At 74.9% G+C, this 19,797-nt stretch carries 18 protein-coding genes; 14 read left to right on the top strand and 4 right to left on the bottom strand.

Translation table 11 applies throughout. From position 1 onward, the window contains the following. Nucleotides 1-2: 2 nt before the first annotated feature. From ACWEO5_RS03730 to ACWEO5_RS03780, 11 genes are all read left to right on the top strand, one after another. The gene (locus tag ACWEO5_RS03730) at nucleotides 3-770 is read left to right on the top strand and encodes a dienelactone hydrolase family protein (RefSeq protein ID WP_452159774.1); all 768 of its coding nucleotides are present in this window, start codon (nucleotides 3-5) and stop codon (nucleotides 768-770) included. A gap of 243 nt (nucleotides 771-1,013) precedes the next feature. Further along, a complete protein-coding gene (locus ACWEO5_RS03735) occupies nucleotides 1,014-1,211 on the top strand; it encodes a hypothetical protein (RefSeq protein ID WP_452159776.1) in 198 nt (65 codons plus the stop codon). 511 nt (nucleotides 1,212-1,722) lie between these two features. After that, the gene (locus ACWEO5_RS03740) at nucleotides 1,723-2,706 is read left to right on the top strand and encodes a TauD/TfdA dioxygenase family protein (RefSeq protein WP_452159778.1); all 984 of its coding nucleotides are present in this window, start codon (nucleotides 1,723-1,725) and stop codon (nucleotides 2,704-2,706) included. Between the two features lie 49 nt (nucleotides 2,707-2,755). Next, complete coding sequence (locus ACWEO5_RS03745) at nucleotides 2,756-4,039, top strand: ROK family protein (RefSeq protein WP_452159780.1); 1,284 nt, start codon at nucleotides 2,756-2,758, stop codon at nucleotides 4,037-4,039. Between the two features lie 72 nt (nucleotides 4,040-4,111). Then, nucleotides 4,112-5,725, top strand: a complete 1,614-nt coding sequence (locus tag ACWEO5_RS03750) for an ABC transporter substrate-binding protein (RefSeq protein ID WP_452159782.1) — start codon at nucleotides 4,112-4,114, stop codon at nucleotides 5,723-5,725. Between the two features lie 3 nt (nucleotides 5,726-5,728). Then, complete coding sequence (locus ACWEO5_RS03755) at nucleotides 5,729-6,673, top strand: ABC transporter permease (protein ID WP_344551078.1); 945 nt, start codon at nucleotides 5,729-5,731, stop codon at nucleotides 6,671-6,673. 7 nt (nucleotides 6,674-6,680) lie between these two features. Then, entirely contained in the window at nucleotides 6,681-7,535 is an 855-nt protein-coding gene (locus ACWEO5_RS03760) for an ABC transporter permease (protein ID WP_452159785.1), read from the top strand. A gap of 47 nt (nucleotides 7,536-7,582) precedes the next feature. Next, on the top strand, nucleotides 7,583-9,220 hold the full coding sequence (locus ACWEO5_RS03765; RefSeq protein WP_452159787.1) for a dipeptide ABC transporter ATP-binding protein: 1,638 nt from the start codon (nucleotides 7,583-7,585) through the stop codon (nucleotides 9,218-9,220). Continuing rightward, nucleotides 9,217-11,574, top strand: coding sequence for an arylsulfatase (locus ACWEO5_RS03770; RefSeq protein WP_452159789.1), 2,358 nt, complete (start codon nucleotides 9,217-9,219; stop codon nucleotides 11,572-11,574). The genes ACWEO5_RS03765 and ACWEO5_RS03770 overlap by 4 nt, the downstream gene beginning before the upstream one ends. An 80-nt stretch (nucleotides 11,575-11,654) precedes the next feature. Continuing rightward, nucleotides 11,655-12,230, top strand: coding sequence for a TetR/AcrR family transcriptional regulator (locus tag ACWEO5_RS03775; protein WP_452159791.1), 576 nt, complete (start codon nucleotides 11,655-11,657; stop codon nucleotides 12,228-12,230). A gap of 128 nt (nucleotides 12,231-12,358) precedes the next feature. Further along, nucleotides 12,359-13,147 carry an SDR family oxidoreductase gene (locus ACWEO5_RS03780; RefSeq protein WP_452159793.1) on the top strand — a complete coding sequence of 263 codons (789 nt, stop codon included), beginning with the start codon at nucleotides 12,359-12,361 and terminating at the stop codon, nucleotides 13,145-13,147. 142 nt (nucleotides 13,148-13,289) lie between these two features. Here ACWEO5_RS03780 and ACWEO5_RS03785 read toward each other — a convergent pair whose 3' ends face one another. Further along, entirely contained in the window at nucleotides 13,290-13,724 is a 435-nt protein-coding gene (locus ACWEO5_RS03785; protein ID WP_452159795.1) for a GNAT family N-acetyltransferase, read from the bottom strand. A gap of 226 nt (nucleotides 13,725-13,950) precedes the next feature. Here ACWEO5_RS03785 and ACWEO5_RS03790 point away from each other — a divergent pair, with 226 nt between their 5' ends. Together ACWEO5_RS03790 and ACWEO5_RS03795 are read left to right on the top strand one after the other, a co-directional pair. Next, nucleotides 13,951-14,700, top strand: coding sequence for a hypothetical protein (locus ACWEO5_RS03790; protein WP_452159797.1), 750 nt, complete (start codon nucleotides 13,951-13,953; stop codon nucleotides 14,698-14,700). Nucleotides 14,701-14,861: 161 nt separating this feature from the next. Next, nucleotides 14,862-15,779, top strand: coding sequence for a hypothetical protein (locus tag ACWEO5_RS03795; RefSeq protein WP_452159799.1), 918 nt, complete (start codon nucleotides 14,862-14,864; stop codon nucleotides 15,777-15,779). Between the two features lie 7 nt (nucleotides 15,780-15,786). Here the strand turns inward: ACWEO5_RS03795 and ACWEO5_RS03800 are convergent, their stop codons facing one another. Then, a complete protein-coding gene (locus tag ACWEO5_RS03800) occupies nucleotides 15,787-16,467 on the bottom strand; it encodes a class I SAM-dependent methyltransferase (RefSeq protein WP_344551067.1) in 681 nt (226 codons plus the stop codon). 308 nt (nucleotides 16,468-16,775) lie between these two features. Here ACWEO5_RS03800 and ACWEO5_RS03805 point away from each other — a divergent pair, with 308 nt between their 5' ends. After that, on the top strand, nucleotides 16,776-17,930 hold the full coding sequence (locus tag ACWEO5_RS03805) for an ROK family protein (RefSeq protein ID WP_452159802.1): 1,155 nt from the start codon (nucleotides 16,776-16,778) through the stop codon (nucleotides 17,928-17,930). 51 nt (nucleotides 17,931-17,981) lie between these two features. Here the strand turns inward: ACWEO5_RS03805 and ACWEO5_RS03810 are convergent, their stop codons facing one another. Continuing rightward, complete coding sequence (locus ACWEO5_RS03810) at nucleotides 17,982-18,710, bottom strand: hypothetical protein (protein WP_452159804.1); 729 nt, start codon at nucleotides 18,708-18,710, stop codon at nucleotides 17,982-17,984. A 98-nt stretch (nucleotides 18,711-18,808) separates the two neighbouring features. Beyond that, the gene (locus ACWEO5_RS03815) at nucleotides 18,809-19,576 is read right to left on the bottom strand and encodes a GntR family transcriptional regulator (RefSeq protein ID WP_452159806.1); all 768 of its coding nucleotides are present in this window, start codon (nucleotides 19,574-19,576) and stop codon (nucleotides 18,809-18,811) included. Nucleotides 19,577-19,797 lie beyond the last annotated feature (221 nt).

Below are 19,797 nucleotides of genomic sequence, written 5' to 3' on the forward strand. Positions count from 1 at the left end.
CGATGAACACCGCTGATGTGACGACCCGTTGGGTGCGCCCCGCGGAGGGCGGTCCCGAACTCTTCCTGGCCGCGCCCGCGGACGGCGCGCCGGTGGCCACCGTGGTGGTCGGCCAGGAACTCTTCGGGGTCACGTCCTGGGTGCGCGGGGTGTGCGAGCGGCTGGCCGCCGCCGGGTACGCCGCCGTCGCCCCGGACTTCTACGGCCGGGAGGCCGAGCGGGTCGAGCTGCCCTACGACGACACCGGCCGGGTGGAGGGCTTCAGGCTGCTGGGCACCCTGACCGCGGAGCAGGTCACCGCCGACACCGCGGCGGCCCTGGCCCTCGGCGCCTCGCTGGGCGGCGGCCCCGGCCGGGCCTTCGTCGGCTTCTCGGTCGGCGGCCACCTCGGCCTGCTGGCCGGCACCCGCCTCCCGCTGGACGTGGTCGCCGCCTGCTACCCCGCCTGGACCCTGGAGGGCGGCACCCCGCTCGCCGACGACCACCCGCCGCTCACCGAGCGGGGCGCGGCCGCGCTCGCCGCCCACGGCACCACCGTCCTCGGCCTGGTCGGCGCCGAGGACCACATCGTCCCGCCCGAGCAGTGGGACCGGATCACCGAGCGGCTCACCACCGCGGGCGTCGGCCACGACCTGGTCACCTACGCGGGCGTCCCGCACGGCTTCCTCTGCGCGGACCGCCCCGCCACCCACCGCCCGGCCGAGACCGCGGACGCCTTCGCCCGCATCCTCGCCGCCCTGGCCGGCCTGTCGGCCGTCCCGACCGTCTGACGCACCCCGCCCTGCGCCGCCCTGCCCCACCCTGCCCCGTCCGGCCACCCGCCGGGCGGGGCCGTTGCTTTCCCGAACAGTGCGGCCGGCCGCACTGCCGGCCGCACTGCCAGCCCCGCCGCCGGCCGCACCGCCGACCCCGCCGCCGGCTGCGCCGAACGGACGACCCCGCGTCACCGGCCGCGCCACCCCCGCGTTGAACCGGCGTCAGCCACACCCCCCGACCCCCGAGGACCTCACCCCGTGCGCACCGCCCTCACCACCCTCGCCCTCGCCGCCGCCCTGCTCGCCCCCGCCGGGGCGGCAGCCGCCGCGGAGGAGGCCCCGGCGCCCGTCCCCAACCAGGGCTACAGCATCCCCGTCGGCGCGATCACCGACCTGGGCGCGCTCCCGGTGCTGGGCGGCCTGGGCAACGACTTCGCCCACCTGCTCGGCCAGTAGGACGCCCCCGGCGCGGGGGGCGCCGGGCGGGGGCGCAGGGGGTGCGCGGGGGGCGGACAGGGGGGTGGCGGGGTTGTTTCCGCTCCGAAAGTTTTGCCCGGGGCCGGGGGCGGCGACAAGGGGCTACGGGGGTTCGTCGCGGGGTCGTCACCGGGCCGCAACATGTCGCAATACTCCGCAACACCCGCTCCCAACTGGGGATATGACGATTGACAGCGGGCGTTCGGGCCGAGCACGATGAGCGCCGAGCCCACTCGCAGCGAGCCGGAAGGAGGGCCGATGCGTACCGTCGTTGTCGTCTGTTGTCCGTCGTGCCCGGCCCCGGTGGGTCTGCGTCCGCGCGGCTGTTGTCGGCGCTGCTGCGCGTAGTCAGCGCGCCCTTCCTCCTCTCCCTTCTCCGTCCGCCACGGCGGTGCGCCCTGTGGGCTGCCCGGTCGCCGTGCGGTGTCCGGCTGTCGTGGCGGCGCCCGTGCCGCCGTCGCCGTTCCCCTCTCCCCGAAGGAGTTCCACCATGTCCGTTTCCACGTCCACTCCCGCTCCCACCGCGCTGCGGCTGACCCCGGCGGCGGGCCGGATCGGCGCGGTCGTCCACGACGTCAAGCTGGGCGGCGACCTGCCGGCCGAGACGGTGGCGGCGCTGGAGGCCGCGCTGTACGAGCACAAGGTGCTGTTCTTCCGCGGTCAGGCGCACCTGGACGACGCCGAACACGAGGCGTTCGCACGGCTGTTGGGGCAGCCGGTCTTCCACCCGACGGTGCCCAGCGCGGACGGCCGGTACATCTTCGAGCTGGACGCCACCAAGGGCGTCCGGGCGAACAACTGGCACACCGACGTGACGTTCGTGCCCTCGTACCCGAAGGCGTCGATCCTGCGGGCGCTGGAGCTGCCGCCGGCGGGCGGCAGCACGGTGTGGGCGAACACCGCGGCCGCGTACCAGGACCTGCCGGCGCCGCTGAAGGCGCTCGCGGAGAGCCTGCGGGCGGTGCACACCAACGACTACGACTACGCGGCGAACCTGGCGCTGGCGCCGGAGCTGGCGGACAACGCCGAGGTGGCGAAGCTGTTCCGGCAGGTGTTCGTCTCCACGGCGTTCAAGACCGAGCACCCGCTGGTGCGGGTGCACCCGGTGACGGGTGAGAAGCACCTGCTGCTGGGCTCGTTCGCGCAGAAGATCGTCGGGGTGTCGGGCAAGGACAGCCGGGCCCTGATCGAGCTGTTCCAGCGGTACGTGGAGCGGCTGGAGAACAGCGTGCGCTGGGACTGGCAGGTCGGCGACGTGGCGATCTGGGACAACCGGGCCACCCAGCACTACGCGGTGAACGACTACGGCGACGAGCCGCGCCTGGTGCGCCGGATCACCCTGGACGGCGACCTGCCGGTGGGCGTGGACGGGCGGCCGAGCCGGCTGCTGGAGCCGGCCGACCCGCCGCGGGTGGCGGGCCTGGTCCCGGCCGCCGAGCTGGAGGCCGAGGCGCTGGCCGGCCCGGTCTCCTGACCGGTCGATCGACGACGCAACCACCCGGCACAGCAGAGGAGTCGAATCCGTGACCAGCACCGTCCGCGGCATCCCGGCCGGCCCCGCGCCGCACTCCGCGACGCGTCCGGTGGCGCGCCCCGCGGCGCACGCCGCGCCGCGCCCCGCGTCCCGGCCCGGGGACGACCGGCGGGAGGCGAACGCGGCCACCGTGCTGCGGGCGGTGCTGGACCACGGGCCGGTGGCGCGCAGTGCGGTGGCCCGGCTGACGGGGCTGAGCGCGGCGGCGGTCTCCCGTCAGGTGGTGGATCTGCTGCGGCTCGAACTGCTGGCGGAGCGGCCGGAGTTGGCGGTTGCCACGCCGGGGGTGCGGGGCCGTCCGCAGCTGCCGCTGGAGGTGGACGCGGAGCGCCTCGCGGTGGCGGGGCTGCACGTGGGCCTGCCGTACAGCACCTTCGCGCTGCTGGACCTGCGCGGCCGGGTGCTGTTCCGGCAGGAGCTGCCCAACGGCGGGCGGCGCGGGTCGGCGGTGCTGAAAGCGCTGCTGGCGCGGCTGCCGCGGCTGCTGGCGGCGGCGGCGGCCGCGCCGGCCACGGCCGGGCGGCGGGTGCTGGGGCTGGGTGCGGTGACCGGCGGGGCGGTGGATCCCGAGCGCGGGGTGACCGTCCGGCACGAGCCGCTGGGCTGGCACGAGGTGCCGTTGCGGGCGCTGCTGGAGCGGGCGACGGGGCTGCCGGTGCGGGTGGACAACCACGCCCGGGCGCTGGCGGCGGCGGAGGTGCTGTTCGGTGATCCGGCGGCCCGGCGGTCGATGGTGCAGTTGTTCGTGGGCCACGTGGTGGACGCGTCCATCTCGGTGGCCGGGACGGTGCACCAGGGGCCGCCGTCGGTGACCGGTGACGGCGGGCACCTGCCGGTGCCGGGCAGCACGGCGCGATGTCACTGCGGCCGCAACGGCTGCCTGTCGGTGGCGGCCTCGGACGACACGCTGTTCGAGGCGGCCGTGGCGCAGGGGGTGATCGCCCGGCCGGACCGGGGGCTGCTGCTGGCGGCCGTCCGGTCCGGCGACGCCCGGGCCGACGCGCTGGTGCGCGAGCGGGCCCGGGTGGTGGGCGGGGCGCTGGCCCTGCTCGCCGACGTGGTCAATCCGGACCTGCTGGTGCTGACCGAGACCTTCGCGGTGGCCGACCCGGTCTACCTGGACGCGGTGCGCGAGGAGTTCGCGCTCCGCTCGCACCTGCACCGGGACGCCGACCTGCTGGTGGCGCAGCGCTTCGGCGCGGACGCGCTGGCGGTGGCGGCCTGTGCGCCGGTGCTGGGCGAGCTGTACGCCCGTCCGCTGCTGAACCTGTGAACCCCGGGCCTCCCTGCCCCTGCGCATTCTTCCCAACCATCCGAACTCGCTTCTCCTGAAGGACTGTTGACCATGAACGCGTTCTCCGCCGGCTCCGGTGGCCCGCTCCCCCTCTCCGCGATCTCGCGCCGGGCGCTGCTGCGCGGTGCCCTGGCGGGTACCGGTCTGCTGGCGCTGTCGGCCTGCCGTTCGGCGGCTGACTCCGCGGCGGGGACGGACGCGGCGGCGTCGGGCGACGCGGCCTCGCCGCGCCGGGGCGGGGTGCTGACGGTGGGCGTCGGGGTGGACTTCACGCCGGCCCTGCTGTTCGCGCAGAGCGCCAACTCGCTGCTGCAGCGGCTGGTGTTCAACACGCTGACCCGCTACGACGAGCAGTTGCGCCCGCAGCCGGAGTTGGCGAAGAGCTGGGAGGTGGCGGCGGACGGGCTGGGCGTGACGCTGAAGCTGCGGGACGACGTGACGTTCCACAGCGGGCGGAAGTTCACCGCCGACGACGTGGTGTTCGCGATCAAGAACCTGCAGAACCCGGTGCGTTCGGCGCAGTTGAGGTCGACGGCGCTGACCGTGACGGACTTCCGGAAGAACGGCGACTTCGAGCTGACGCTGGTGCTGGCGCACCCGGTGTCCAACCTGTTCGACCTCTTCGAGTTCATGATCATCCCGGATTCGGCGACCGTCGAGGACGCGGTGGCGGGCACCAAGCTGATCGGCACCGGCCCGTTCACCTTCACCGAGCGCAAGCCGGGCTCCTCGCTGAGCTTCGCCCGCAACGACGCGTACTGGAACCCGGGCCGCCCGTACCTGGACGGGGTGGAGATCAAGGTGATCCCGCAGGCGGAGACGCTGCTGTCCTCGGTGAAGACCGGGCAGACCCAGCTGACGTACGCGGTGCGCGGCAAGGACGTGGCGACGCTGAAGGACGACGAGCGGTTCCGGATCACCCAGTACGACACCGGCGCGGGCGCGTTCTACATCGGCGCGAACCTGTCCTTCCCGGAGGTGCGGGACAAGCGGGTGCGGCAGGCGATCGCCTGGGCGATCGACCGGGACCGGCTGGTGCAGCAGGCGCTGGGCGGGTACGCCACGGTGTCCTCGGTGCCGTGGCCGAAGTCCTCGCCGGCCTACCGGGAGGAGGACGCGAAGCGCTACCACCACGACCCCGAGAAGGCGAAAGCGCTGCTGGCGGAGGCGGGGGTGACCTCGCTGTCGCTGCCGCTGGCGCACCAGTCGGACGCCGGGTCGACGGCGGTCGCGCAGATCCTGCAGTACGACCTGAAGCAGGTCGGCATCGAGGTGCAGCTGCAGCCGGTGGACTCGCCGACCATGCAGAAGCAGCTGATATCCCAGTCCATGCCGGCGCTGTGGACGCTCAGCCACAGCTTCTCGCAGGCGCACCCGGCGACGCTGGCGGTCAGCGCGTACCCGTTCAACGAGGCGAAGAACACCTCGAAGTTCTCCTCCCCGGCGTACACCGACGCGGTGCAGAAGGCGTGGAACCGCTCGGACCCGGACAGCGCGGAGGCGAAGGCGCTGTACCAGCAGGTGACGGACATCCTGCTGGACGAGCAGTTCATCGTGGACCTGGCGATCGCCGGGCTGGTGGAGGTCGCGGGCGCGCAGGTGCGCGGGGTGACGCTCAACAAGTACTCGTACCTGAACCTCGACGACGCGTACCTGGCGGGCTGAGCCGTGCGGACCTTCCTGTTCAAACGGCTGCCGAGCGCGCTGGCGGTGCTGGTGGCCGCCTCGTTCACGGTGTTCCTGATGCTGCGGCTGATCCCGGGCGACCCGGCGACCACGCTGGCCGGGCCGGACGCCTCGCCGGCCACCGTCGCGGCGATCCGGGCCCGGCTGGGGCTGGACGCGCCGCTGGCCGAGCAGTACCTGCACTGGCTGGGGCAGGTGCTCAGCGGTGACCTGGGGCCGAGCTACGCGATCGGCGGGCAGGTGTCCGAGCTGATCGGGGACGGCCTGGCCGCGACCTTCCAGCTCACCGTCGCCGCCCTGCTGCTGGTGGTGCTGCTGGCGGTGCCGACGGCGCTGTACGCGGTGTCGGCGCGGCGGCGGGGCCTGGCGGGGGTGCTGCGGGCGCTGACCACGGGGGCGCTGGCGGTGCCGCCGTTCGTCACCGGGGTGGTGCTGGTGCTGGTGTTCGCGGTGGGCCTGGGCCTGCTGCCGGCCGGCGGGCACGCCTCGCTGTTCGACGCGCCGGACCTGGCGGTGCAGTACCTGGCGCTGCCCGCGCTGTGCCTGGCGCTGCCGAGCGCGGCGATCCTGGCCCGCTACCTGCAGGACGGGCTGGAGCGGGCGCTCGGCGAGGACTACGTGCGCACCGCGACGGCGCTGGGGGTGTCGCGGCGCCGGATCCTGTGGCGGCACGCGCTGCCGAACGCGCTGCCGCCCGCCGTGACCGTGCTGGGCCTGCAGATCGGGCAGCTGATCGCGGGCGCGGTGGTGGTGGAGCGGATCTTCGCCTGGCCGGGCCTCGGCCAGCTGATCGAGCAGGGCGTGTCGCGCCGCGACTACCCGGTGGTGCAGGACCTGCTGCTGCTGGTGGTGGTCGGCTACGTGGCCGTGCAACTGCTCACCGACCTGCTGTACTCCTGGCTCGACCCGCGCGTGCGGTGGGAGTGACGACACGATGACCACGATCTCCTCTCCTCTTCTCCTCAAGGCGGCCCGCCCGCGCAACCGCTACGTCGCCGGGCTGCTGACCTGGCGGGGCGTCAGCGGGCTGGTGCTGGTCGGCACGGTGGCGCTGGCCGGGCTGCTGGCGCCGTGGCTGACCGACGCCGACCCGAACGCGCAGGGCCCGCAGGCGCTGGCCGGTCCGAGCGGGGCGCACCCGCTGGGCACCGACGACATCGGGCGGGACCTGCTCAGCCGGATCCTGCACGGGATCCTCACCGACCTGTCGATCATCCTGACGGCCGTGCCGGCGGGCGCGCTGGCCGGTGCGGCGCTGGCCCTGCTGGCGGGCACCTCGCGGGCCGCCGACCTGGTGGTGCAGCGACTGTTCGACCTGGTGCTGTCCTTCCCCGGGCTGATCCTCGGCCTGGCGGTGACGGCGATCCTCGGGCCGGGCCGCTGGCCGGTGGTGATCATCATCGCGCTGGCCGAAGTCCCGTACTTCGGGCGGCAGTTGCGGGCGGGCGTGCTGGTGCAGCAGGAACGCGAGTACGCGCTGGCCGCCCGGGTGGGCGGCGCGGGCCGGGCCCGGGTGCTGCTGCGGCACGTGCTGCCGAACGCGGTGGACCCGCTGATCGTGCAGGGCGCGGTGGCGCTGTCGGTGGGCGTCTTCATCGAGGGCGCGCTCAGCTTCCTGGGCCTGGGCGTCCGCCCGCCGGAGCCCACCCTGGGCAGCCTGATCAGCGGCTCGGTCGCCTACCTGGACACCAGTCCGGTGCTGGCCGCCGCCCCGCTGGCCGTCACCACCGCGCTCGTCCTCGGCTTCACCCTGCTGGCCGAGGCACTGAACCGGGGAGCGCGCGGATGAGCGCGGGAACCCGACCCCAGCAGAGTCCCGAGCCGGAGGGCCGCCCGATGACCGAACTGATCGACCGTCCCCCGCTGGTGGACCGACTCCCCTCCCCCACCGCCGAGGTGCTGCGGGTGCGCGACCTGCACGTGGCCTTCGGCGAGCGGGTCGCGGTGCGCGGGGTGGAGTTCGCGCTGGGGGCCGGGGAGAGCCTGGGGATCGTCGGCGAGTCCGGGTCGGGCAAGTCGACGACGGCGCTGGCGCTGCTGCGGATGCTGCCCGCCGGGGGCCGGATCACCGGCGGCTCGGTGGAACTGGGCGGGCAGGACCTGGCCGGGCTGCCGGAGGAGGCGCTGCGGGCGGTGCGCGGCAGGCGGATCGCGATGGTCTTCCAGGACCCGATGTCCTCGCTGAACCCGGTGCTCTCGGTGGGCCGCCAGCTGGACGAGGCGCTGCGGGCGCACGGCGAGCGCCGGACGAAGGCCGAACGCTCTCTGCGGGCGGCGGAGTTGCTGGAACTGGTGGGCGTGCCGAAGGCCGCCACCCGGCTGGACGACTTCCCGCACCGGTTCTCCGGCGGCCAGCGCCAGCGGATCATGATCGCGCTGGCGCTGGCGCACGACGCCGAGGTGCTGGTCGCGGACGAGCCGACCACCGCGCTGGACCCGACCGTGCAGCGGCAGATCCTCCGGCTGCTGGCCCGGATCAACCGGGAGCGCGGCACCGCGCTGGTGGTGATCAGCCACGACCTGGGCGTGATCGCCGAGACCTGCTCCCGGCTGCTGGTGATGCGCGACGGCGAGGTGGTCGAACAGGGCCGCACCGAACGGCTGTTGACCGATCCCCGGCACGCCTACACCAAGTCCCTGCTGGCGGCGGTGCCCCGGCTGGACGCCCCGTCCCGGGCGGCCGCGAACAGCACCCCGGGGGCCGAACCGCTGCTGGTGGTGCGCGGGTTGGCGAAGGGCTACGGGCCGCGCCGGCGGCGGACGGTCGCGCTGGAGGACGTCGACCTGGAGTTGCACCCGGGCGAGACGCTGGGCCTGGTCGGCGAGTCGGGTTCGGGCAAGTCGACGCTGGCCCGGGCCCTGGTGGGCGGACACGCGCCCGACGCGGGCAGCGTCAGCTTCGCCGGCCGGCCGCTGGACGGCCGCCGGGCCCGGCGGGAGGTCCAGATGGTCTTCCAGGACCCGTACGCCTCGCTGAACCCCCGGCTGACGGTGGGCCGGATCATCGCCGAGCCGCTGATCGCGCACCGGATCGGCGACCGGGCGCAGCGGCAGGCCCGGGTGGCCGAACTGCTGGAGCAGGTGGGCCTGGAGGCGTCGGCGGCGGCCCGTTCGCCGCGCGAGTTCTCCGGCGGCCAGCGGCAGCGGATCGGCATTGCCCGGGCGCTGGCGCCGGAGCCGAGCGTGCTGGTCTGCGACGAGCCGGTGTCGGCGCTGGACGTGTCGATCCAGGCCCAGGTGATCGACCTGCTGGCCCGGCTGCAGCGGGAGTTGGGCCTGGCGGTGCTGTTCATCGCGCACGACCTGGCGGTGGTGCGGCAGGTCAGCCACCGGATCGCGGTGCTGCACCGGGGCCGGATCGTGGAGAGCGGCCCGGCCGACCGGGTCATCACCACCCCCGAACACCCTTACACGGCCGAGCTGTTGGCGGCCGTCCCGTCCCTTCCCACCCCTACCGCCGGGAGCCTGCTGTGACCGAACGGACCGAGCCGACCGAGCCGACCGAGGGCGCCGGCCGGCGCCGCGATCCGTACCAGGGCTTCCCCGGGCGGGTGGGGCGGACGTTCGGCGAGTCGGTGCCGTCCTGGCCGCGCCGGGTGCGGCCGCGCGCGGGGGCGCCGAACGTGGTGGTGGTGCTGGTGGACGACCTGGGCTACAGCGACATCGGGCCGTTCGGCTCGGAGGTGCCGACGCCGGTGCTGGACTCCCTGGCCGAGCGGGGCGTGAAGCTCGCCAACTACCACACCATGCCGCTGTGTTCACCGGCCCGGGCGGCGCTGCTGACCGGTCTGAACCCGCACCGGGTGGGGTACTCGTTCGTGGCCAACGCGGACCCGGGCTTCCCCGGCTACGGGATGGAGATCGCGGACGACATCCCGACCCTGGCGCAGACCCTGCACGACGCCGGGTACGCGACGTACGCGGTCGGCAAGTGGCACCTGACCCGGGACTCGGCCTCCTCGGCGGCCGACAGCCGGGCCAACTGGCCGCTGCAGAAGGGCTTCGACCAGTACTACGGGGTGCTGGAGGGGCTGACCAGCCTGTTCCACCCGCACCAACTGGTGTGCGACAACTCGCCGTTGGACATCGACGAGTTCCCGGACGGCTACTACTACACCGACGACATCACCGACCGGGCGATCGGCATGGTGAAGTCGCTGCGGGCGCACGACGCGGACAAGCCGTTCTTCCTCTACCTGGCGCACAACGCGGTGCACGGCCCGCTGCAGGCCAAGCCGGAGGACCTGGAGCGGCACCGGGGCCGCTACGACGGCGGCTGGGACGAGCTGCGCGAGCGGCGCTTCGCCCGGCAGTTGGCGGCCGGGCACTTCCCGCCCGGCACCGAACTGCCGGAGCGCAACGGCGAGGCCGGGTACGAGGTCGGGGCGTGGGACGAACTCGACGAGGTGCAGCGCGCGTTGTACGCCCGCTACATGGAGGTGTACGCCGCGATGGTCGACAACGTCGACCGGAACCTGGGCCGGCTGACCGCCGTCCTGGAGCAGCTCGGCGAACTCGACAACACCATCGTGGTGTTCACCTCCGACAACGGCGGCACCGGCGAGGGCGGCGCGGAGGGCACCCGCAGCTACTTCAGCCGCTTCGTCCACCACCCGAACCTGCCCGCCGACTGGAACCCGGACGTGCAGCGGGAGATCGACCTGATCGGCGGCCCGCAGTCGCTGGTGCACTACCCGCGCGGCTGGGGCATGGCCTCCAACACGCCGTTCCGGCTGTACAAGGGCCAGACCCACGCGGGCGGCGTGCGGGTGCCGTTCGTGCTGTCCTGGCCGGCCGGGCTGCCGCGCGCGGCGGGCGACGACGGGGTGCGCGGGCAGTACCAGTACGTCACCGACCTGCTGCCGACGCTGCTCGAACTCGCGGGCGTGCAAAGGCCGCTGGAGCGCGGCGGCCGTCCGGTGCAGGAGCTGGACGGGGTGTCGTTCGCGTCCGTGCTGCGGGCCGCCGACGCGCCCTCCACCCACCGCGAGCAGTACTGCGAGATGACCGGCAACCGCTCGTACTACCGGGACGGCTGGAAGCTGGTCACCCTGCACCGGCCGGGCGCGCCCTACGACGACGGCGAGTGGGCGCTCTACGACCTGCGCACCGACCCGACCGAGATCCACGACCGGGCGGCGCAGCACCCGGAGCTGGTCGAGGAGTTGGCGCGGGCGTGGGAGGACGCGGCCTGGCGGAACGGGGTCTTCCCGCTGGCCGACGCCTCCGGCGGCTTCGTGCTGCGCAACCCGGAGGAGGAGGCGCTGCGCCGCCCGGTCACCCTGCTGGCCGGGACGCCGGAGCTGGAGCGCTACCGCTCCTCCCGGCTGGTGGCGTTCCGCTCGTTCACGGCCGAGGTCGCGCTCGACCACCACGGCGCCGCCGACCAGGGCGTACTGGTCTCGCACGGCGACCAGGGCGGCGGCTACAGCCTGTACGTGGAGGGCGGGCGGCTGCGGCTGGCGTACAACCAGTACGGCGAGCTGTTCGAGGCCGACGCGGGCGAACTGCCGCCCGGGGCGCACCTGGTGGCGCTGGAGGCGACGGCGGTGGCCGAGCTGAAGTGGACGTTCGAGGTGCGGGTGGACGGGGTGGTGACGGGTGCGCTCGGCCCGGTGCACCAGCTGATCGGGATGGCCCCGTTCCAGGGCATCAGCGTCGGCGTGGACCGCAAGTCGCCGGTGTCCTGGCCGGTGTGGGAGCGCCACCGCTCGTTCCGCTACACCGGGGCGCTGCGCTCGGTGACCTACCTGCCGGGCCCGGCGGCGCCGTACGACCCGGAGACGGTGGTGCGGGCGCTGCGGGAGGCGGCGGCGGCCTTCGAGTAGCCGGGACGGGTACGAGGCCGGGAGGTCGGCGACCGCAAGGTTGTTGACCTCCCGGTCAAATATGGCGTACCGTCAGACGCATGGGAAGGCCGAAGCAGTTCGACGAGGAGGCCGCCGTCGCGCAGGCGATGGAGGTGTTCTGGACCAAGGGCTACGCCGGGTCCTCGCCCGCCGAGCTCGCGGAGGCCGCCGGGATCGGCAAGGGCAGCCTCTACCACGCCTTCGGCTCCAAGCGGGAGCTGTTCGGGCGGGCGCTGAACCGGTACGACCGGGCCGGCGCCGAGTTCACCGAGGAGTTCCTCGCCGGGCCCGGCACCGCGAAGGAGTGCATCCGCGCCTACCTGCGGACGCTGGTCGACGCGGACCTCGACGCCCCGGTGCGGCGCGGCTGCCTGGCCGTCAACACCGCGCTGGAGCTCGGCGGGCGCGACCCGGAGGCCACCGCCGCGGTGCGCCGCTCGATGGAGCGCAGCGCCGATCTGCTGGCCGCCCGGATCGAGCGCGGCAAGCTGGCCGGGGACGTGCCCGCCTCGGTGGACGCGGCCGCGCAGGCCCACTTCCTGATGGTGACGGTCGCCGGCCTGCGGGTCGCGGCCCGGACCTTCGACCGGGAGACCCTGCACGCCGCGATCGACACGGCCGTCGCCCCGCTCTGACCCGCCCTCCGCCCCCTCCCCCGGGAGGGGTCTCGCACGCCCGAATATTTGACCTTCAGTTCAAGAAAATTCCCCCCGCGCACCCCGCGCACCCCGCGCGCTCCACGGCCCCAGGAAAGAGGACCACCATGAAGCTCGGACTCGACGGACGCACCGCCCTGGTCACCGGCGCCGGACGGGGCATCGGCCTGGCCGTCGCCCGCGCCCTCGCCGCCGAGGGCGTCCAGGTGGTCGGGGCCACCCGCACCGCCACCTCCGAACTGACCGAGGTCGCGGCCGCCGTGGCCGTCGCCGACCTGGGCACCCCGCAGGGCGCCGCGGACGCCGTCCGGCAGGCCCTCGACGCGGTCGGCGGCATCGACCTGCTGGTCAACAACGTCGGCGGGGGCGACGCCGACCGGCTGGTGCTGGGCAGCGTGCTGGACGTCCCCGACGAGCAGTGGGCGGCGATGCTGGAGCTCAACCTGTTCAGCGCGGTGCGCACCACCCGGGCCGCGCTGCCGAGCCTGCTGGAGCGCGGCGGGGCGATCGTCAACGTCTCCTCCATCAACGGCCGCACCCCGGCCGGCTCCCCGGTCGGCTACGCCGAGGCCAAGGCCGCGCTCACCCAGTACGGCAAGCGCCTCAGCGAGGAGCTCGCCCCGCGCGGCGTCCGCGTCAACACCGTCTCCCCCGGCCCCACCGCCACCGACCTGTGGACCCACCCCGCGGGCTACGGCGGCCGGGTCGCCGCCTCCCTCGGCATCCCGCACGAGGCCCTGCTGGCCAACCTCCCCGCCCAGGCCGGGAGCGCCTCCGGCCGCCTCACCACCCCCGAGGAGGTCGCCGACCTGGTGGTCTTCCTGCTCTCCGACCGGGCCGCCAACATCCACGGCGCCGACCACGTCATCGACGGCGGCACCCTCAAGACCGCCTGACCACCTGACCACCTGACCGCCTCCGGCCGGCGCGGCAACGGGCCGACGGCTGCCCGCAGTTCGCCGCACGGGACGCACGACGGGGCGCCGGGAGCGGCCGGCACGGCGCGGACGTCAGGGCGCGGCCGGCACGGCGCGGACGTCAGGGGGCGGGGGCGTCCAGCGGCTTGGTCCAGCGGCGCCACTGGTCCTCGCGGCCGTAGCCGGCGGCCTGCCAGGCGGACCGGCCGAGCTCGTTGTGCTCCAGCACCATCGCGTCGGCCCGGCGGCCGCCGGCCTCGGTGAAGCGGGCGTGGGCGGCGTCGAGCAGGGCGGTGCCGATGCCGCGGCGGCGGGCGGCGGGGTGGACCGCGAGGCGGTAGAGGTGGCAGCGCCAGCCGTCCCAGCCGGCGATGACGGTGCCGAGGAGGGCGCCCTCCTGCTCGGCCAGGATCAGCGCCGCCCCGTCCCGCTCCAGCAGGCGGGCCACGCCCGCCCGGTCGTCGCTGATGCTGGTGCCTTCGGCGGCCTCGGCCCAGAAGGCCAGCACCGCGTCGATGTCCTCGGGGCGCGCGGCCCGCAGTTCGTACTCGCTCATGCCACCGTTCCTATCATCCCAGCTCAGCGCCCTGCCAACGGGTTTACGCCCGCGCTCCGACCCTGACGCGTCCACCCCGGCGGTCCGGCCGGCCGTCCCCGGCCGCCCCCGACGACCCTCCCGACGACCCTCCCGGCGGGCCCTCTTGACGGCCCGGGCCCGGCCCGACAGGGTGTGGCGCACTCCCTCGCACCGCTCCCGTCCTCCTCCCCATCCTGGAGATGGCATGCGTGCACCCCTGCTCCGCCGACACCGGCCCCGCTCCCGCCGCGCGGGCGACGGCCTGCCGGCGGCCGCCGCGATCGGCGCGGTCGCCCTGGCCGCGACGGCCACCCTCGGCCTCGGCGGCCCGGCGTCGTCCACCGAGCCGCCGCGGATCGAGGTGCTCGGCAACGGCACCTTCACCGCGCCCCTGGAGTACACCGGCACCCCGACGGGCTGGCTCTGCCAGCAGAACGTGCTGCGGTCCTACAACCAGTACCGGGGGTACTGGCTGGAGGGCAGCCCGGCCGCCGACGAACTCGCCTGGTGCACCCAGCGGGTGGCCGTGCTGCCGAACTCGACGTACACGCTGAGCGCGGACGTCCGCGGCCCGTACGTCTTCCTCGGCACCGAGGGCGGCGGGCCCGGCGAGACCGTGCAGAGCTGGTCGAACGATCCGGACTGGAACCTGCTCACCGTCACCGTGACCACCGGGCCCGACGCCTCCTCGCTGCTGGTGCGCCTGCACGGCTGGTACGGGCAGGCGCCCTACCAGGTCAAGCGGGTCAGCATGGTCGGGCCGGGCGTCCTGCCGACCTGGTGCGCCCCCAGGTCCCCGGGCAGTTCGCCGTCGACCCCGCCGCCCAGCGCCCCGCCGTCCACCCGCACCAACACGGCCAGCCCCGGCAGCACCGCCAACGACACCGTCGGGCCGTACCCGGAGACGCCGAACCCGACCTTCAACACCGTCGACCCGTGCCCCGACCAGTACTGACCGCCTGACCTGACCGTTCGTCACCTTCCGGCCCGCACACCCGCGGGAGCGGGCCGGAAGCGGCCTTTGCCGGCCCTTGACTCGCGCCCGCGGCATCCCGCATGGTGAGCTCACTCCCTCGCACCGCTGCCCCGTTCACCTCCCCCACCCGGAGTTCCGGCATGCGTGCATCCCCATCCCGTCGCCAGCGCGAGCGGCTCCCGCTCGGCACCCTCGCCACGGCCGCCCTGCTGACCGCCACCGGCGGTTTCGTCCTGTTCGGACCGGGCAGCGCCCAGGCCGCCCAGGAGACCGTCCGGGACGGCTCGTTCGCCCAGCCGCTGCCCGACAACTGGACCTGCGGGGGCGACGTCCGGCGGCTCGACCAGGGCCAGGGCGTCGAGGGCCGCCCCGGCGGGTACGACTACGCCGGCTGCACCCAGCAGGTGGCGGTCAAGCCGTACACCAGCTACGACCTGACCGCGGACGTCTCCGGCGCGTACGCCTTCGTCGGCGTCACCGGCGGCGAGGCCGAGAGCACCTACCTGTGGGCGAACGGGCCGGAGCGGACCGGGCTGCACACCGTGGTCCGCACCGGCGGGACCACCCGCACGCTCACCGTGTACTTCCACGGCTGGTACGGGCAGGGCCCCTACCAGGTGCGGCGGGTCTCGCTGTACGACAGCGGCACCGGCCTGCCGGCCTGCCCGGACATGACCGGGACGACGCCCAGCTCGTCGCCGCCCAGCCCGCCGACCCCGACCCGGACCACGACCACGGACCCCCTGCCGACCTGGAGCCCCGGTTCCAGCCCCAGCGGCACCCCCGTCCCCACCCACGCGCCGCCCTCGATCACGCCGACCCTGCTGCTGCCGGCCGGGTCGTACTCGCCGCCCCCCGGCCCGACGTTCGGCACCACGCCCGCACCGTCCTCGTCCTACTCGCCCCCGCCGGGCCCGACGTTCGGCACCACGCCCGCACCGTCCTCGGCCTCCCCGACCTGGACCGGTCCGACCTGCCTGGTCCCGCCGACCGCCCCGCCGACCGCCCCGCCGTCGGCCTCGGTCAGCACGCCGGCGCCCCGGCCGACCGAGACCTGACGCCGTGTCAGCCGCGCAGCGTCCACACCGTGGTGGCCTTCTCGGCCGCGTCCTCCAGGTCGGCGGCGACCGGGACGGTGTACTCGGCGAGCGCGGTGAAGCGCCCGCGCGGCAGGTAGGCCCGCCCGGGGTCGCCGACCACCACGGTCGCGCCCCGGGCCGCGGCCCGCTCCAGGAACGGCAGGAAGCGGGCCGCCATCGCCCGCTCGTAGAACACGTCCCCCGCCAGCACCACCTCGTCCGGCGCGCCGTCGCCGTCCAGCACGTCGGCCAGCTCGCCGGTCACCGCGACGCCGTTCAGCTCCGCGTTCACCTCGATCGAGGCCACCGCGTACGCGTCGATCTCGACCGCCCGCACCGCGGCCGCCCCGCTCAGCGCCGCCGCGACGGCCACCAGGCCGGAGCCCGCCGCCAGGTCCAGCACCCGGCGGCCCGCCACCAGTTCGCGGTGGTCCAGCACGTACCGGGCCACCGCCACCCCGCCCGCCCACGGGAACGCCCAGAACGGCGGCGGCAGCCCCTGCAGTCCGCGGGCCCGCTCGGTGGTCTCCCACAGCGCGATCGCGTCCCGCGCCGTCCGCAGCCGGACCTCCGGCACGAACGGCACCGGCTCCGGTGAGGTGTGGGCCCGGACGAACTCGGTGTCGGCGGACGCGCTCTGACGCACGGCGGCCGTGTTGTTCCCCATGCCGCCCAAGGGTAGGGGCAGCGGGCGGACGGCCCGTACCGCGGCGCGGCCCGCACCGGGTCACCACGTGATCACGGGCGACGTACCGTTTCGATACCGAAGCCGTTATGAGCTGCGGAAACGCTCGCCCCACCGCGGGCCGCGCGAGTACGATCCGGGCAGACGCCCCGGTCGTGGCACCCCACAGTGCCAGCCCGCGGGCGGCGGCTCCGCGCGGGCCCGCTCCTGCCCGACCACGGCGGGAGGGGCGAAACCGCGCTCCACGGCACCGCGCGCCGGGCAGTCGCGCGAAGCGGAAGGGCACCGATTTGACGGACCGGCTCACCGGAGGGGACTCCTCACTGCTGCGGCGGATCAACGCGGCGGTCACCCTGCGGTCGTTGCGCGACGGGCAGGCCGTCACGCTCACCCAGCTCGTCGGCGACACCGGCCTGTCCCGGCCGACCGTCGAGGGCGTGATCGAGGGACTGCTGGAGTCCGGGCTGGTCGCCGAGGTCGAGCACGGCCAGGAGGCCGGGCGCCAACGCGGCCGCCCGGCCCGCTGGTTCCGCTTCCGCGCCGAGGCCGGGCACGTGCTGGGCATCGAGATCGGCGTGCACGACCTGCGGGTGGTGCTCGCCGACCTGGCCGGCGAGATCCTGGCCAGCCACGCCAAGCCGGTGGACGAGTCGGTGGAGGCCGAGGAGCGCCTCACCCTGGTCCGCACCACCGTCGCCGAGGTGCTGCGCAAGGCCGGCGTCTCCCGCGACAGCCTGTGGGAGGTCGTCGTCGGCACCCCCGGCATCGTCGACCGGGACGGCACCGTCCGGCTCGGCACCGCGATGCCCGGCTGGACCGGCCTCGACCTCGGCGCCCGGCTGCGCCGCTCCTTCCGCTGCCCCGTGGTGATCGAGAACGACGCCAACCTGGCCGCCATCGCCGAGCACTGGAAGGGCGCGGCCGTCGGCAAGGGCGACGTGGTCTTCGTGATGGCCGGGCTCAGCCCCGGCGCCGGCTCGCTGATCGGCGGCCGCCTGCACCGCGGCCACGGCGGCGCCGCCGGGGAGATCGGCGCGCTCCACCTGCTCGGCCAACAGGCCACCCCAGAACGGCTGCTGTCCACCACCGGCAAGCCGCTCGACCCGCTGGACGAGGCCGCCGTGGCCCGGGTGCTGCGGCTCGCCCGGGAGGGCGACCAGGTCGCCCAGATCGCCATGGACCGCTTCCTGAGCCGGCTCGTCCACGACGTCACCGCGCTCGTCCTCGCCCTCGACCCCGAACTCGTCGTGGTCGGCGGCTGGGCGGCCGGCCTGGACGGCGTCCTGGAACCGCTGCGCGAACAGCTCGCCCGCTACACGCTGCGCTCCCCCGAGGTGGCGCTCGCCGCGCTCGGCTCCGAGGTGGTCGCGATGGGCGCGCTGCGGATCGCCCTCGACCACGTCGAGGAGCAGCTGTTCGCCGTCGACCCGCCCGCCAACCGGTAGGCCCAGCGGGGGCGTCGGGCGTCGGGCGTCGGGCGTCGGAGCGTCGGTCCGTTACGGCAGGCAGAGCAGGTCGTACTCGCCCCCGAGCCGCCCCCGGGCGTGCGCCGCCATCCGGCGCGCGTACCGGGGGTCGTGCTTGAGCCAGTCGTAGCCCGGGCGGTCGCCGGACGGCAGGACGCCCGCCGTCTCGGCGAGGTAGACGTCGAAGCCCGGGTGCATCAGCACCGCGTACGGCAGGTCGTCCACGTCGAGCGCGAACACCGGGTACTCGCCCAGCCCGTCCCGCTCGCCGCCCGGGCCGACCGAGAGGACCCGGCGCGAATCGGAGCCGCCGGGCAGCAGGAAGCACTCGCCGAACATCGCGGAGAACGGCTCGAAGCACGAACCCCAGCCCTCGCCGTACTCCTCGGTGGCGATCTCGCCCAGGGTGCGCGGCGCGAGCCCGCCACCGGCGTCGAACCAGCCGTGGCGCTCCAGCATCCCGCTGTCGTACGCCAGCCAGCTGCGCAGGCTGGGCGGCAGCGGGTGTCCGCTCGGGAAGGCTTCGAGTTCGGGGCGCGGGCGCAGCGGGCCGTCGACCCACGGGCCGGCGAACCGGTCGTGCGCCAGCACCGGACGGGACGGGTCCGCCCGGACGGCGGCGAGCGCCCGCTCGACCAGTGCGCTGCCGTGCGCCGCGGCGCCCCCGGGGCCGGTCGGGTCAGCCGGGTCAGCCGGGTCAGCCGGATTCGTCGGCTCCGAAGCGTCGATCAGGTCCATCGCGGTGCTGCCCCCGTCCACCGGCCGTCAGTGGGGAGAGCGTAACGCCGGTCACTGACAAGCGCCCTGACGCCCCGTCACACCGGGGCGGGGGCCCGGGGCGAGGGCCCGGGGCGGGTTCAGGAGACGGCGGCGGCCTTGACCTCGCCGGCGACCTTGACGGCCACGCCGGACTCGCCGAAGGTCAGCTTGCAGGTGTCGGCCCGGTAGGTGGAGACCGCGACCGCCGCCAGCCGGCCGGCCGCCGCGTACTGGGTGGTGACCACCAGCACCGGGGTGCCCGGGGGGCGCTCCAGCAGCGCGGCCTCGGCGGACTCCGCGACGCCCAGCTCCACCGAGCGGGACCGGCCGTCCACCCCGACCCGCTCCAGCTGGCGCAGCACGCCGCGGGCCCGGTCGTTGCCGTCCACCACCACGGCCAGGTGCGGCAGCGCGGCCGAGGGCACGTGCAGCGACTCGGCCGCCACCGTCACGCCCTGGACCACCCGCATCCGGCGCACCGTGTGCACCTGATCGCCCTCGGCCAGGCCCAGCGTGCGGGCCAGCGCGGCGGAGGCCGGACCGGTGGTGCAGTCCACCACCTTCCACTCCTGCCCGCCGTGGACGGCACTGCCCCGGCCGCCCTCCCGCCCGCTGACCGGGATGCCCACCCGCGGGGCCGCCACCAGCGTGCCGATCCCGCGGCGGCGGACCAGCCGCCCCTCCAGCTCCAGCTGGTCGAGCGCCTGCCGCAGCGTCGCCCGGGCGACGCCGAAGCGCGCCGAGAGCTCCCGCTCGTTGGGCAGCACCTGCCCGGTGGAGAACTCGGTGTCCATGGTGCGCAGCAGCACCGTGCGCAGGTGCCAGTACTTCGGCTCCGCCACCGCCGCGAGCGTTCCTTGCCCCACCGTGTCCTCCACCCTGAAGGGACGACAGTCCACCGCTCACCTCCGTTTCGGCAGGTGGAGGGGGCGGGCTTTATCCGTCCTTCTTTATTAAAGGTCTTTGCAGTAAGTGACAGTAGGGGGTGTCCCGGGAGATGGTCAAGACCAATGAGAAGGGTTCCTTGCGGATCGCCCGCCGACCCGGTATGGCGTCCCGATTCGCCCGCAATGCCCGGCTTTCCGGG

The sequence above is a fragment of the Kitasatospora sp. NPDC004272 genome (assembly GCF_053603035.1).

Excerpts from the sequence above, each read along its gene's own strand:
- ACWEO5_RS03730 (WP_452159774.1), top strand. The coding sequence starts at position 3 with ATGAACACCGCTGATGTGACGACCCGTTGGGTGCGCCCCGCGGAGGGC.
- ACWEO5_RS03740 (WP_452159778.1), top strand. The coding sequence starts at position 1,723 with ATGTCCGTTTCCACGTCCACTCCCGCTCCCACCGCGCTGCGGCTGACC.
- ACWEO5_RS03750 (WP_452159782.1), top strand. The coding sequence starts at position 4,112 with ATGAACGCGTTCTCCGCCGGCTCCGGTGGCCCGCTCCCCCTCTCCGCG.
- ACWEO5_RS03760 (WP_452159785.1), top strand. The coding sequence starts at position 6,681 with ATGACCACGATCTCCTCTCCTCTTCTCCTCAAGGCGGCCCGCCCGCGC.
- ACWEO5_RS03765 (WP_452159787.1), top strand. The coding sequence starts at position 7,583 with ATGACCGAACTGATCGACCGTCCCCCGCTGGTGGACCGACTCCCCTCC.
- ACWEO5_RS03775 (WP_452159791.1), top strand. The coding sequence starts at position 11,655 with ATGGGAAGGCCGAAGCAGTTCGACGAGGAGGCCGCCGTCGCGCAGGCG.
- ACWEO5_RS03780 (WP_452159793.1), top strand. The coding sequence starts at position 12,359 with ATGAAGCTCGGACTCGACGGACGCACCGCCCTGGTCACCGGCGCCGGA.
- ACWEO5_RS03785 (WP_452159795.1), bottom strand. The coding sequence starts at position 13,724 with ATGAGCGAGTACGAACTGCGGGCCGCGCGCCCCGAGGACATCGACGCG.
- ACWEO5_RS03790 (WP_452159797.1), top strand. The coding sequence starts at position 13,951 with ATGCGTGCACCCCTGCTCCGCCGACACCGGCCCCGCTCCCGCCGCGCG.
- ACWEO5_RS03795 (WP_452159799.1), top strand. The coding sequence starts at position 14,862 with ATGCGTGCATCCCCATCCCGTCGCCAGCGCGAGCGGCTCCCGCTCGGC.
- ACWEO5_RS03800 (WP_344551067.1), bottom strand. The coding sequence starts at position 16,467 with ATGGGGAACAACACGGCCGCCGTGCGTCAGAGCGCGTCCGCCGACACC.